This window comes from Flavobacterium sp. GW823-FHT04A11 (assembly GCF_058796535.1).
The window spans coordinates 3,555,913-3,571,004 of the sequence record NZ_CM179503.1 but is presented as its reverse complement, the minus strand read 5'-3'; the positions used below and the strand labels follow the sequence as shown (position 1 = coordinate 3,571,004).

The window sequence follows — 15,092 nt, the reverse complement described above, 5'->3', positions numbered from 1 at the left end:
TTCGCTTTCCCAAAGAAAAAATTAAAGAGAAAAGAAAATAGACTATAGAATATAGATAAAAGTCTATACTCTATTTTCTAAAATCTAAAATCTAAACTCTAAAATAAATTAATGTCTAATAATCTCCTTGAAACCCCAATCGAATACTTAAAAGGTGTTGGCCCAAGTCGTGGTCAATTGCTTCGTAAGGAATTGGGAATTCATAAATACGGAGATTTGATCAACTTTTTTCCGAATAGATATATTGACAGAACGCGTTATTATAAGATCAATGAACTTCAAAATACAGGATCAGAAGTTCAGATTATTGGCAAAATAATCAATATAAAAACAGTTGAGTTTGCGAAAAACAAAAAACGTTTGGTGGCCACTTTTGTGGATGATACGGGACAAATTGACTTAAACTGGTTTCAGGGTCATAAATGGGTTCGGGAAAGTTTGAAACTGAATGAAGTTTGCGTGATTTTCGGAAAATGTTCTCTTTACGGAAGTCAGTTTAGTATGGCGCACCCGGAAATTGAATTGTTGAGCGAGCACGAAAAAAGTCTGCGATCAGCGATGCAGCCCGTTTATCCTTCGACAGAAACCCTGACAAATCGCGGAATTTCAAACCGAACGATCAATAAATTAATGCAGCAATTGTTTATTGAAACTCAGGCTTTGTTTTCTGAAACTTTTCCTTCTTATATAATCGAAGAATTAAAGTTAATTTCGAAAAAAGCGGCTTTATTCAATATACATTTTCCTAAAAGTACAGAGGCTTTGGCAAAAGCGCAATTTAGATTGAAATTTGAGGAATTGTTTTTTATCCAATTGCAGTTAATCACCAAAAACCTGATTCGTAAACATAAAATAAAAGGACATCCGTTTACAAAAGTGGGTGAATTTTTTAATGAATTTTACCAAAATCATTTGCCTTTTGATTTGACAAATGCGCAAAAAAGAGTGATTAAAGAAATTCGTTCAGATATGGGCAGCAACGCCCAAATGAACCGATTATTACAAGGAGATGTTGGTTCGGGAAAAACAATTGTGGCTTTTATGAGCATGCTTTTGGCCATTGACAATGGTTTTCAGGCTTGTTTAATGGCACCGACAGAAATTTTGGCAAATCAGCATTTTATTGGTTTATCTGAATTGGCTAAAACACTAAACATCAATATAAAAATATTAACAGGTTCTACTAAAACTGCCGCCCGAAGAATTCTTCACGAAGAACTCGAAAACGGAACTTTACATATTTTAATAGGAACGCATGCTTTACTGGAAGACAAAGTAAAATTCAAGAATTTAGGTTTAGCTGTAATTGACGAACAGCATCGTTTTGGCGTTGAACAAAGGTCTAAATTATGGAAGAAAAACGAAATTCCGCCACACGTTTTAGTAATGACCGCCACTCCTATTCCGCGAACTTTGGCGATGAGTTTGTATGGCGATTTGGATATTTCGGTAATTGACGAATTGCCTCCAGGCAGAAAACCAATTCAGACTGTGCATCGTTTTGACAGTAATCGTTTGAAAGTCTGGAAATTTCTACGAGATGAAATTGCTTTGGGAAGACAAATTTATATCGTTTATCCGCTAATTCAGGAATCTGAAAAAATGGATTTTAAAGATTTAATGGACGGTTACGAAAGTATTTCGCGTGATTTTCCATTGCCTCAGTATTCGATTTCTATTTTGCACGGAAAAATGAAACCCGCAGATAAAGATGCCGAAATGAAACGCTTCTCTGAAGGAAAAACCAATATTATGGTCGCCACAACCGTAATTGAAGTCGGCGTAAACGTACCTAATGCGAGTGTTATGATTATCGAAAGTGCAGAACGCTTTGGTCTGTCACAATTGCATCAATTGCGCGGTCGTGTGGGTCGTGGCGCTGAACAGAGTTATTGTATTTTAATGACAAGCCATAAATTAAGTGCCGACAGTAAAACGAGAATGGAAACGATGGTTCAGACAAACGACGGTTTTGAAATTGCCGAAGTCGACCTTAAACTTCGTGGCCCCGGAGATTTGATGGGAACACAGCAAAGTGGTGTTTTAAATCTTCAAATTGCAGACATTGTCCGCGATCGTGATATTTTGGCTCTAGCCAGAAACTATGCAATGATGGTTCTGAAAAACGACGCTCCTCTACAAAAACCTGAACACGCCACCTTAAAAGCCGTTTTTATTGAATTAACGAAAAAGAAAAATATTTGGAATTATATTAGTTAAAAAAAAGATGCTAAGGCGCTGAGTTGCTAAGGTTCTAAGTTTTTTTCTTTTAGGCTAAAGACACAAAGTCTTTAAAAACTTAGGATCTTAGCATCTTAGAAACTCAGAAGCTTTAAAAAAAAATACTTCACTGTATCAAACTTAAATTATTAAGCATTAATATTCGGTTACCGTATGGTAAGGTTGATTTAGATTTGTTGGGGTGCAAATTTAATTGAATATTTTATCGATACAATGAAGCATTTAGTTCTGTTTGAACTTTAGAATTACTTTTTAGGAGTATTCTTTTTCTCGAAAAAACCATTGAAAAAACCTTTACTTACTTTATTTTTATCGTCTTTGCCGGTTGCTACCAAATGGTCCACATATTCCATATAAGTCTTTTTTCTTTCTTCTAAAAAACCCACCAAATAATCTTCGGAAGCGCCCATACCGCTCACTTCTTCAATATGTAATAGTTTCTTATACAGCGGATCAATAAACTTGACGATAATGTCTTCTGGCACAGATTTTCTGGTTCCAAAATAACCAACAATTTCTCCGTCTCCATCGGCAATGATTTTAAAATCGGTAATCACCCAATAGTATCGGCCTGTTTTAGACATATTTTTGATAATGGCATGAATATTTTGGCTTGATTTAATACTATCCCATAAAAATTTAAAAATAACTTTTGGCATATCCGGATGACGTATAACGTTGTGCGGCTGTCCAATTAGCTCAAATTCATCATAACCAGAAACATCAATAAAAGCTTCGTTGGCATATAAAATGGTTCCTTTTGTATCTGTTTTACTGAGTAACACTTTAGTTTTGTTCCAATCAACTTCTCTGTCAGATGGAGTCGGGCGAGTAATTCTGGTATCCATAATCTTGTGTTTTAATTAATAGTAATTACGTTTTTTACGTATAAAATGGGGTTGTTTAAAAGTTATATTCTAATTCAGTTCTTCTTCTAAAATCTTCAATAAGTCTTTGATTTTTTTGAAAACAGTTTCCAGTTCATCTTCCAGCCAGTCAGGCAAAGTGCTGTCATTTACCATTTTTAAATGCTGAATATCGTTTGCTATCTGAATGATTTTTTTATACTGGAAATCTAAATTTTTCGCATTTGCATTTTCCGGGTTTTCATTGAAAATTTTAGTGACCTCTTTACCAAATGCGGTTTCAAATTCTGTTTTTGACGAAACATCATTTTTCAGGAAAACATCAAAAGATTTTTTCAGGTTAATCAGCATCGTATTCGCTGATTGAAAATCGTATTTAGACATAAAATTAGATTAGGTTAAAATTGATTTGGGAGTAGCAAAAGTGATTGAAAACATTCAACTTAACCTCTGCTATTGGTCGATTTTACGTGAATATCATTCACCAAATCATCAATTTTTTTGGCACTGTCTCTCATCATATCCAGATAGCTCAGCAATTTATCATTATCAGTATGTCCTTTCGAAACATCTATTAATTTTAAAACAGAACTTACCGGCAATTTTAAGTCTAAAGTTGTTCTGTGAACAAAATCATTGTATTCTTTAGTTGCTGATAATGAGCTGTATTTTGCCGAAGCCAATTTGATGTTTTCCAATTCGTATTCATCAGATATTTTAGAAATGTGGTTTTGGCTGTGCTCTTTAAAATAATACGCCCAATATCCATTCATGAAAAATACTACAGCGGCCAGAATAACGTGAATCAGTAAGGTTTCCAAATCAAAATTTACCTGCGAAAAATAAATTTGCAAACCGTTTGGATCATGATAAACAAAATTCTGCATATAAGCCAAACCGGCGTGATGTATTACTACCAAAAGCGTAAGCGGAATTTGCAGTTTCCAGTTTTGATAAATAATCAAAATCGTGCTGGCAATAAATACCGTAAAATGCATCTCAAACAAACCATGCATCTGGTAGATATACTGCGCCATAAAAATGGCCAAAACTACTGATAAAACATACTGGTAAAAATTGGATTTTTTAAGTAAAAATTTTGCCGAATAATACATTAAAAGATTCAAAGTACCTACTCCTACTCCAATTTCAAAAGTATCGTATTTGAAAGAAAGACCGACTCCCAGAAAGAAATAGGCGGCAAGAACGTAGTTGATAATAGTGTCTGATTTTTGCGTCATGGTCGACATAAAACTGTGCAAATAATCCTGTTCGTTTAAACTGGCTTTTGTTTTCATAATAGTAGTAATTGGGGTTAAAAATTTAGATTTATTTAGTACATTTTGGTAATGAACATCCGTAAGCTCTCAAAGCTAAGGCATCAAATGATGGGGATTTGGTTTGCTGCAATAATGAATCTATTGCCATTTGCGCATAATTACTGTCGGCATTAGTGCAGTACCTTGTTTTATTGTAGTTTCCGCGATAATACAATCTGTGTGAACCATCCATAATAACTGCTTGCGGCGTAGAAAATACTCCACATTTTGCAGCCATTTTTTCATCAAAATAAACGGGAACATCAGCATTGAATTTTTTCTGGATTTCTTCTATCGTAAAATCCTTATGCTTGTTTAACACCACAATTTTAAAATTGATTTTGTCTCCGTATTTTTTAATAAGTCCGCTTACGTGAGGTATATTAAATCGCGAACAAGGACAATCCGGATTAAAAAAATGAATAAAAACAGGTTTGTTATTTGTTATCCAGCATTTTCCTAAATTAATTGTAGAACCCATTGCAACTGCATGGTAATTTTTAGGAACCGGTGTCGGTAAAGTATATTTTAATTCATTTTGCCAAAACAAAAAAGAGATGGCGCAAAACAGTAAGGTGATCCATAAACCAACGAGTATTTTTTTCCTCATAAATTAGGTAGTTTTAAATTAAAAAATCGAACAATATATGAACACTTGTTAATTATTTGTTTTAAAAAAAGTAAATTTTTAACTTAAAATAAAATAAAAAACCTACATACTTTAACACTTAACCGCCGAAAACATTAATATTCTCACAAAAAAACTACCATTTTGTTTAAGCTTATCAATGTTACAAATAAAAACTATAAACTGCAAAAAAAATCATACAAAAAGCAAAAGAAATAATTATTCTAAATTATTTTACTGAATTATCAATTTATAAAACTAATTAACATATTGACTATAAGATAATTACAAAACACAATTTTTAAATTAGTAACTTTAGATGAAAAAAGTAAATTTTAATTTTAAACCATTTGTGATAAGGATTGTCTAACGACAAAAGTTTTGCAGAAATATTAACTTAAACAGTTGTTTAAATTAATTGTGATTCATGTGTTAAATAAAAGCTAACGCCTTTTGATTTCAATACAAAAAGTTAAATTTGCGAGCTACTAAAAACACCAAAAAAATATCTTTACCTCAATTTTATGAAAGTAAAAAACCTAATTTACGCCCTTATAATTATAGTTCTCGGAGGGTTTATCACGTATAGAATCATTTCTAACAAAAGTAAAAACGACGAATCTAAAAAATCCGGCGATAAAGACAAGCCAACAACTGTAACCGGAATTGTTGTTAAAACTTCAACTTTTGACAATAATTTATCATTATCAGGATCTATTGAAGCTAATGAGCAAATAGAAATTCATAGTGAAGTTTCTGGAATTGTAGAAGGAATTTACTTTAATGAAGGCAGTTATGTAAATAAAGGTCAGGTGCTTTTTAAAGTAAATGATGTTGAACTAAGAGCGCAGTTAAGACAAGCGCAGACAAAAGAAGGTTTAGCCGGCGAAAATCAAAGAAGAGCTAAATTATTACTACAAAAAGAAGCTATTAGTCAGGAAGAATTTGATGTTGCAAACGCAGATTATGCTTCGATGAAAGCCCAAACGCAATTAATAAGCGCACAAATTGGCAAAACTTCTGTAAAAGCTCCTTTCTCAGGAAAAATTGGTTTACGTTCTATTTCTCCGGGAACCTATATTACGCCAACTGTTTTGGTTGCAAAATTGGTTAATACAGGAAAATTAAAAATTACATTCTCAATTCCTGAAAAATATGCTGCTCAGGTAAAAACGGGTTCAACCATAGATTTTTCTGTTTCAGGATCTGATAAAACCTATACGGCAAAAATTTACGCTATAGAACCGGAAATAGAAGTGGCGACGCGTACTTTAAAAATTCGTTCCATTGCCGATAATATTGATGGAAAACTTTTTCCGGGAACTTTTGCTGATGTAAAATTGCCTTTAAACATTATAAAAGATGCTATCGTAGTTCCGTCAGAATCAATTGTGCCGGTGCAGGATGGTAAAAAAGTTTATATAGCCAATATGGGCAAAGCCAAAGAAGTGATGGTGGATGCAACTACCAGAACTGATGCTTCTATTTTGATTTTATCAGGATTAAAAGAAGGTGACACTTTGATTACAAGTGGTGTTATGTCATTGAAAAATGAAGCTCCGATTAAAGTTAAAGTAAAAAAATAGTTTTGAGTGATGAGTTCTGAATTATGAGTTTAAATTTTAAATCTATAATCTGTACTCTATTTTCTTTATTCTAAAATCTCAACTCTAAAATCTAAAATTACACATGAGTTTATCAACCACAAGTATAAAAAGACCTGTTTTAACCATTGTACTGAATCTTTTGATTATTTTATTCGGTTTCATTGGTTATACTTTTTTGGGTGTCCGAGAATTTCCTTCTATCGATCCCGCGCAGGTTTCCATCAGAACAAATTATACCGGAGCCAATTCTGACATTATTGAATCGCAAATTACAGAACCTCTTGAAAAAGCCGTAAATGCTATTGACGGAATTCGAAATATTACTTCGTCAAGTAATCAGGGAAGCAGTAATATTACCATAGAATTTAATCTTGACAAAGACCTTGAAGAAGCTGCAAACGATGTTCGTGACAAAGTTTCGCAAGCTGTTCGAAGTTTACCGCAGGATATTGACGCTCCGCCGGTAGTTTCTAAAGCAGATGCGGATAGTGAATCTATTATTTCGATGACGGTTCAGAGTGACACCAGAAGTTCTTTAGAATTAAGTGATTATGCTGAGAATGTTATTTCGCAGCGTTTAGAAACAATTCCGGGAGTCAGCGGCGTACAAATTTGGGGACAAAAACGTTACGCCATGCGTTTATGGATTGATCCTGTAAAATTAACCGCTTATGGCTGTACTGTTGCAGAAGTTCGTGATGCTTTAAATGCACAAAATGTCGAATTGCCTTCAGGAAAACTAACCGGAAACAACACCGAATTAACGGTAAAAACAATCGGAAATTTATCTAAACCGGAAGAATTTAATAATATAATTATTCGTACTGATGGCGATAAAATTGTTCGTTTAAGTGATATTGGAGGTGCAGAATTAGGACCTGAAAATATCGAAACTTCCTTAACATCTTCAGGACTGCCAATGATTGGTTTGGCGATTGTACCAATGCCCGGAGCGAATTACCTGGATATCTCGAAAGAGTTTTATAAAAAATATGACGCTTTAAAAAAGGATCTTCCAAAGGATATCAAATTAAATATTGCACTTGACAATACACTGTTTGTAAAAAAATCAGTACTTGAAGTTGCCGAAACTTTAGGGATTTCGATTATTCTGGTAATCATCATTATTTATTTATTTTTTAGAGACTGGGCAATTGCATTCAGACCTTTAATTGATATTCCGGTATCTTTAATTGCTACATTTTTTATCATGTGGCTTTTCGGATTCTCGATCAACGTTTTGACTTTATTAGCCATTGTTTTGGCAACCGGTCTGGTGGTAGATGACGGAATCGTGGTAACGGAAAATATCTTCAAAAAAGTGGAAGAAGGAATGTCTCCAATTGAAGCAGCGATAAAAGGATCTAACGAAATTTTTTATGCCGTAATTTCTATTTCGGTCACTTTGGCCGCAGTATTTTTACCGGTAATTTTCTTAGAAGGTTTCGTAGGCCGACTCTTTCGGGAATTTGGGGTTGTAATTGGCGCCGCGGTATTAATTTCTGCTTTTGTATCGCTGACATTAACGCCGATGCTGAATGCGTATTTAATGAAAGGCGGCGAACAGAAAAAATCAAAATTCTACATTAAAACAGAACCATTTTTTGAAAAATTAAATAGCGGATATGCAGATTCATTAGGTCGTTTTATGGATAAAAAATGGATTAGTTTCCCTATCCTTATTGTTTGTTTTGGATTGATTTATTTATTTTTTACCATACTTCCAAAAGAAACTGCTCCTTATGATGATCGTAGTTCTGTAACCATGCGTATGACGACTCCTGAAGGTTCTTCTTATGATTATACCAACCGTTTTATGCAGGAAATGTCAAAATTGGTAGAGGATTCTATTCCGGAGAAAAAAGTAAGTTTGGTAATTACCGCAGGAGGTTCCGGAGGTTCTGCAACAAATTCCGGTTTTATCAGGCTTTCGTTGAAACAACCTGACGAAAGAAACAGGTCTCAAAAAGAAATTGCTGATAAATTAACAAAGTGGACTAAAAAATACCCAGATGCTAAAACATCTGTAATTCAACAGCCTACAATTTCTGTAAACCGACGTGGAGGTTTGCCTATTCAATATATTATTCAGGCTCCGACTTTTGAAAAACTAAGAGAAAAAATTCCGGTTTTCATGGATGAAGTCGGTAAAAGTGATGTTTTTTCGACAACTGATGTGAACCTGAAATTTAATAAACCGGAGATCAATGTAAGTATTGATCGTGAAAAAGCAGAAAGCCTTGGAATTTCAATCATGGATATTGCCCAGACTTTGCAGCTTTCTTTAAGCGGACAGCGTTTTGGATATTTCATTAAAAACGGAAAACAATATCAGGTTATTGGTCAGTTTGATCAAAAAGACCGTTCGAAACCTTTGGATTTAACTTCGATGTTTGTAAAAAACAAAGACGGGCAATTGATTCAGATGGATAACGTTGTAAAAGTGGAGGAACAAAGTAATCCGCCGCAATTGTATCACAATAATAGATATATGTCTGCAACCGTTTCCGCTGGTTTGGCGCCGGGCAAAAGTATCAGCGATGGTATTGAAGAAATGGACCGAATTAAAGCTAAAGTTCTGGATCAAAGTTTTACTACTGATTTAAGTGGAGAATCGCGAGATTTTGTCGAAAGTAGTTCGAATACTTCTTTCGCTTTCGGATTGGCTTTATTATTAATATTTTTGATTCTTGCAGCGCAGTTTGAAAGTTTTATAGATCCGTTTATTATCATTTTAACCGTTCCAATGGCGGTTGCCGGAGCATTATTTTCTTTATGGTTATTCAACCAAACCTGGAATATTTTTAGTCAGATTGGTACGGTAATGCTTATTGGTCTGGTAACCAAAAACGGTATTTTGATCGTAGAGTTTGCCAACCAGTTACGAGAACAGGGAAAACCAAAACTAGAAGCAATTTTAGAAGCTTCGGAAGCACGTTTACGTCCTATTTTAATGACGAGTTTAGCGATCGCATTAGGAGCTTTGCCAATTGCAATGTCACTTGGAGCCGCTTCTACCAGTAGAATTGGGATGGGAGTTGTAATTGTGGGAGGAACAATTTTTTCATTGGCATTAACTCTTTTTGTAATTCCGGCGATTTATTTAATGTGGTCGAAAGCCAGAAAACATTATCCGGAATTTGATCATATTGAAGAATACGAAAGAGAAAGTCACAAATAATTATTGGCTGTGAATTCATAAATTATTCATTAATCTATGAATTCACGGCAAAAGAAAATAAATATGAATATTAAAATTTTATTTAGCAGTTTACTAGTATTCTTGTGTGTGATTCAATCAAACGCGCAAGAAGTGCTGACTATTGAAGAAGCCATGAAAATAGCTTTGGAGAATAATTTTGAAATTAAAATTGCAAAAAACAACACAATAATAAACGAAACGAATGTAACTATTGGAAACGCAGGAATGCTTCCGGTTGCAACCGCTTCTATAACAGATAATAACAGTATTACCAACTCGTCTCAAACACGTCAGGACGGTACTTCAACTTCATTAAACAATGCCAAAAACAACAGTTTAAATTACGGCGTAAGTTTAGGATGGACGGTTTTTGACGGAATGAAAATGTTTGCCCGATTAGATCAGTTAAAAGAACTTCAAAAACTAGGCGATGCGCAGTTGAAACAAACTATTCTGGTAAAAATTGGTCAGGTCAATTCTTCTTATTATGATTTAGTTCAGCAGCAACAGCAATTGGCGGCTTTAGATACTACAATTGTAATTTCGAAACAAAGATTAACATTGGCACAAAACCGTTTCAGCATTGGAAAAGCATCAAAATTAGAGGTTTTAAATGCTCAAGTTGATTTAAATTCTGATCAGGTTGCTTTATTGAGACAAAAAGAATCGTATGCAAATGCCAAGATTTTATTGAACCAATATTTGGCGCGTGATCCTAAAATTGATTTTAAAGTAGTTGATTTAGTGACAGTTGACAATACTTTGGTTTTGGCTAATTTAATGGATTTGGCACAAAAACAAAATCCGGGTTTAGAAACTCAGGTTATCAACAAACGCATTGCCGAATTGCAGCTTAAACAAGTAAAAGCAGATCGTTATCCCGTAGTTAATTTAACTTCCGGATATAATTTCTCTGACAGTCAGTCAAGTTTAGGTTTTACAAGTCAGGCGTCTTCAAAAGGTTTAAATTATGGTTTTAATGCAACCTTAAATATATTCGACGGTTTTAACCAGCATCGAAATGAAAAAGTAGCAAAATTGCAAATTGAGAACACGCAAATTGCCATTGAACAGCAAAATTTGATTTTGAATACACAATTAAGCACCGCTTTTCAAACGTATTTAACCAATTTAGAATTAATTGATCTTGAAGAAGATAACGAAGCGATTGCTAAACAAAACTTAGACATCACGCTGGATAAATTTAGAATAGGAACCATCACAACACTAGATTTTAGAACGGCTCAGCTTAATTATGTAAATGCAAAAGTGCGTTATAGCAATGCACAATACGAAGCAAAATTATCTGAAATTGCCTTAAAAGAATTAGCTGGAAATATTAATTTTTAATTTAAATTTGTTTCAAAACAAATTTAAATGATCTCATATAATACCAAAGACTGGTTTACTTTTATATTCCATTTTCATAAATCTGACACTGTCAGAAAGTTATTTCCAATCATGATTGCGATTGGAATATATGCCGCAATTGTTGGTTATCTCGAAGTTGAATATTTTAAATTTGGTAAAAACGATTACATACACAACATTCCTATCATGCACGGAATGCTTGGTTTTGTGATTTCGTTATTGCTGGTTTTCCGTACCAATACCGCTTATGATCGCTGGTGGGAAGGACGTAAATTATGGGGCGGTCTCGTTAATAGCAGCCGCAATCTTGCTATTAAACTTTCGGCGATGCTTAAGGATGAAAATGACAGGAAGTTTTTCAGGAAATTTATTCCGATTTATGCTGATATTTTACACAAACATTTAAAAGATGTCGATACCAGCAAACAGCTTTTTGAAGACGTTGATTTAGAAATTGACCATCATAAACACAAACCAAATCAGGTAAAAAGAATGATGTTTCATAAAATCAATGATTTGTATGATGCCAAAAAAATCTCAGGCGATCAATTGATTATTTTGAATGAAGAATTACAATCTTTCACTGATATCTGCGGTGCTTGCGAACGAATTAAAAATACGCCTATTCCCTACTCTTACAGTGCTTTCATCAAAAAATTCATCTTCTTTTATACAATGACGCTGCCTTTTGGGTATTCTATAAGTTTAGGATATCTTGTAGCGCCTGTTGTGGTGTTTATCTTTTATGTTTTGGCGAGTTTAGAACTTATTGCTGAAGAAATTGAAGATCCGTTTGGTGATGATGAGAATGATTTGCCTACGAAAAAGATTTCTGAAAATATTAAAAAACACGTTGAAGAACTGATTTAAAGCAATCTTAATTCTTAGATTCAGAACTTTAGAGTTGTAATTTTACTACAATTTGTGAATTCCTTACAAATCTAAATTCAAAAATTTGAAACGGAATATTACTTTTTTAATATTCAGTTAGAACCGGAATTTAAATATTCTTTCTCAAAGCTTTATATTAGTGCTAAATTAATAAAATAGCAGTGCTAAAAATACAAAATACTCAATATCAGAAGTTTGAAATTAGACTAAAACAGTACGAAAAAACCAAATAATTTCTTTCTTACTACAATACGCAATCCTTATATTTGTATCCTCATACTAGAATAAAAAAGTTAACATGAAAATATCTTACAACTGGTTAAAACAATTTATTAAAACAGACTGGACATCTGAACAAACTTCAGAATTACTGACAGATTTAGGTTTGGAAGTTGAAGTTGTCGAAAAATACGAATCAGTAAAAGGTGGTTTAGAAGGAGTTGTTGTTGGACATGTATTGACTTGCGAAAAACATCCTGATGCCGACAGATTGAAAGTTACAACCGTAGATATTGGTCTTGAAGCGCCAATACAAATTGTTTGCGGTGCTGCGAATGTTGCTGCGGGACAAAAAGTACCTGTTGCGACTATTGGAACAGTTTTATATGATAAAGACGGAGCTGAATTCACGATAAAAAAAGGAAAAATTCGTGGCCAGGAAAGTCACGGAATGATTTGTGCCGACGACGAATTGGGATTAGGCAAAAGTCATGACGGAATTATGGTTCTGGACGAAGCTTTAGTTCCCGGAACTCCTGCTGCAGAAGTATTTCAGATAACAAATGATGAAATTTTCGAAATTGGATTAACGCCAAATCGTGCTGATGCGATGAGCCATTACGGAACGGCGCGTGATTTAAGAGCGGGAATGCTGCAACGTGGTGTTAATGTTGAATTGATTACGCCATCTGTAAGCAATTTCAGAGTGGATATGCGTACTTTAAAAATTGACGTTAGCGTTGAAGATTCTCATTTAGCGCCAAGATATTGCGGTGTTACCATTTCAGGAATTTCAGTTCATGAATCTCCAAGCTGGTTACAAGATCGATTGAAAGCTATTGGATTAACTCCAAAAAATAATATTGTTGACGTTACAAATTATGTTTTACACGAATTAGGACAGCCTTTACACGCTTTTGATGCTGCAAAAATTACCGGAAAAGTAATTGTAAAAACACTTCCTGAAGGAACGAAATTTACAACTCTTGACGATGTAGAAAGAACATTGCATGCTGAAGATTTGATGATTTGCGACGAAAAAGGTCCGCTTTGTATTGCGGGAGTTTTTGGCGGAAAAAAATCTGGCGTGACTGACGGAACAACTACTATATTTTTAGAAAGTGCTTATTTTGATGCTGTTAGTGTTCGTAAAACAGCAAAAAGACATCAATTAAATACAGATGCTTCTTTTAGATTTGAAAGAGGAATTGATCCAACTATTACAGAATATGCTTTAAAACGTGCTGCACTTTTAATTCAGGAAGTGGCTGGCGGAAAAATCACATCTGATGTGGTAGAGGTTTATCCTAAAAAAGTCGAAGATTTTTCAGTTTTACTGAATTTCAGCCACGTTTCTAAAATCATCGGACAGGAAATTCCTAAAGATACCATCAAGAAAATTTTAGTTTCTTTAGACATTAAAGTAAATAGTGTTTCTGATTCTGGTTTGGGATTGACGATTCCTGCATATCGTGTTGATGTTCAGCGTGAAATTGACGTAATCGAAGAAATTTTAAGAGTTTATGGTTATAACAATATTGATTTCTCTAAAAAATTCAACGCTACGGTTGCCAATTCGCCAAGAACTGAAGATTACAAAGTACAAAATGTAATTGCATCACAATTGAATTCTCAGGGTTTTCATGAAATGATGGCAAACTCTTTAACAACAGCGGCTTATGCAAAATTATCTACTGTTTTAAAAGAAGAACATAATGTTACGATGTTAAATCCGTTGAGCAGTGATTTGTCTACAATGCGTCAGTCGTTATTGTTTTCCGGTCTTGAAGCGATTTCATACAATATCAACAGAAGAAATTCAGATTTAAAATTATTTGAATTTGGAAAATCTTACCATAAATATTTAAACGGTTACGAAGAACATAAACATTTGTCGTTATCTATTTCCGGAGACAGAAATAAAGAAAGCTGGACAAATGCTCAAAAACCAACTGATTTCTTTTTATTGAAAGGATATGTAAGTGCAATTTTATCCCGTTTAGGAATTGATAAAATCTCGAATGCTCCGGTGCAGTCTGATATTTTCTCAGAAGGAACTTCAATTTGCTACAACAATGATACTTTGGTAGAAATGGGAGTTGTAAAAAAATCAATATTGAAACATTTCGGAATCAAACAAGATGTTTATTATGCTGATTTTAACTGGGATTTGGTTTTAAAAATCATTACCGGAAAAATCAAATATTCCGAAATTCCGAAATATCCTGAAGTTCGCCGTGATTTAGCTTTATTGATTGACCATAATACAACTTATGAAAGCATTTATAATCTGGCCAAACAAACTGAAAAAGGACTTTTAAAAGATATTAACCTTTTTGACGTTTACGAAGGAGAAAAACTTCCAGAAGGCAAAAAATCGTATGCATTAAGTTTTACCATTCAGGATAATACAAAAACGCTCACAGATTCTCAGATTGATAAAATCATGTCGAAATTACAACAGACTTTCGAAACAGAATTAGGAGCTAGTTTAAGATAAAAATCTTTATTTATACAGATCCGGACCCGACAGGTTTTTTTGAACTTGTCGGGTTTTGTTTTTAAAATTGTTTCAGGTTTTGTTTTGTTTCAGGTTTCAGGCTGTTGGAATGTTACTTAACCGCAAAGTTCGCAAAGATTTACGCAAGGTTAAAACATAAAGCTTTGCGTTCTTTGCGTAGACCTTTGCGAACTTTGCGGTAAAATTTATGTTTAAAGTGTAGCAATTTGAAACCTGAAACAAAACTA

Annotated in this window: 10 protein-coding genes; 6 read left to right on the top strand and 4 right to left on the bottom strand. The window is 33.9% G+C overall.

Features of this window, described 5'->3' with window-relative positions:
* Positions 1-111 precede the first annotated feature (111 nt).
* A complete protein-coding gene (gene recG / locus AC3QL1_RS15450; protein ID WP_492492718.1) occupies positions 112-2,220 on the top strand; it encodes an ATP-dependent DNA helicase RecG in 2,109 nt (702 codons plus the stop codon).
* Positions 2,221-2,486: 266 nt separating this feature from the next.
* On the opposite strand, the gene AC3QL1_RS15445 is transcribed toward recG, so the two are convergent.
* From AC3QL1_RS15445 to AC3QL1_RS15430, 4 genes are all read right to left on the bottom strand, one after another.
* Positions 2,487-3,089 (bottom strand): PAS domain-containing protein, encoded by a 603-nt coding sequence (locus AC3QL1_RS15445; RefSeq protein WP_492492717.1) that lies wholly within the window; start codon positions 3,087-3,089, stop codon positions 2,487-2,489.
* Between the two features lie 69 nt (positions 3,090-3,158).
* Positions 3,159-3,491 (bottom strand): hypothetical protein, encoded by a 333-nt coding sequence (locus AC3QL1_RS15440; RefSeq protein WP_492492715.1) that lies wholly within the window; start codon positions 3,489-3,491, stop codon positions 3,159-3,161.
* A 59-nt stretch (positions 3,492-3,550) separates the two neighbouring features.
* Positions 3,551-4,405, bottom strand: coding sequence for a hypothetical protein (locus AC3QL1_RS15435; RefSeq protein ID WP_492492713.1), 855 nt, complete (start codon positions 4,403-4,405; stop codon positions 3,551-3,553).
* Positions 4,406-4,436: 31 nt separating this feature from the next.
* Positions 4,437-5,036 carry a DUF6436 domain-containing protein gene (locus AC3QL1_RS15430; protein WP_492492711.1) on the bottom strand — a complete coding sequence of 200 codons (600 nt, stop codon included), beginning with the start codon at positions 5,034-5,036 and terminating at the stop codon, positions 4,437-4,439.
* Positions 5,037-5,578: 542 nt separating this feature from the next.
* On the opposite strand from AC3QL1_RS15430, the gene AC3QL1_RS15425 reads away from it, so the two are divergent.
* From AC3QL1_RS15425 to pheT, 5 genes are all read left to right on the top strand, one after another.
* Entirely contained in the window at positions 5,579-6,640 is a 1,062-nt protein-coding gene (locus AC3QL1_RS15425) for an efflux RND transporter periplasmic adaptor subunit (RefSeq protein ID WP_492492710.1), read from the top strand.
* Between the two features lie 103 nt (positions 6,641-6,743).
* Complete coding sequence (locus tag AC3QL1_RS15420; protein ID WP_492492708.1) at positions 6,744-9,842, top strand: efflux RND transporter permease subunit; 3,099 nt, start codon at positions 6,744-6,746, stop codon at positions 9,840-9,842.
* 63 nt (positions 9,843-9,905) lie between these two features.
* Positions 9,906-11,213 carry a TolC family protein gene (locus tag AC3QL1_RS15415; protein WP_492492706.1) on the top strand — a complete coding sequence of 436 codons (1,308 nt, stop codon included), beginning with the start codon at positions 9,906-9,908 and terminating at the stop codon, positions 11,211-11,213.
* A 27-nt stretch (positions 11,214-11,240) separates the two neighbouring features.
* Positions 11,241-12,104 carry a bestrophin family protein gene (locus AC3QL1_RS15410; protein ID WP_492492705.1) on the top strand — a complete coding sequence of 288 codons (864 nt, stop codon included), beginning with the start codon at positions 11,241-11,243 and terminating at the stop codon, positions 12,102-12,104.
* A 319-nt stretch (positions 12,105-12,423) separates the two neighbouring features.
* Positions 12,424-14,844: a phenylalanine--tRNA ligase subunit beta gene (gene pheT / locus AC3QL1_RS15405; RefSeq protein ID WP_492492704.1), complete on the top strand. Its 2,421-nt coding sequence runs from the start codon at positions 12,424-12,426 to the stop codon at positions 14,842-14,844.
* Positions 14,845-15,092: the final 248 nt, after the last annotated feature.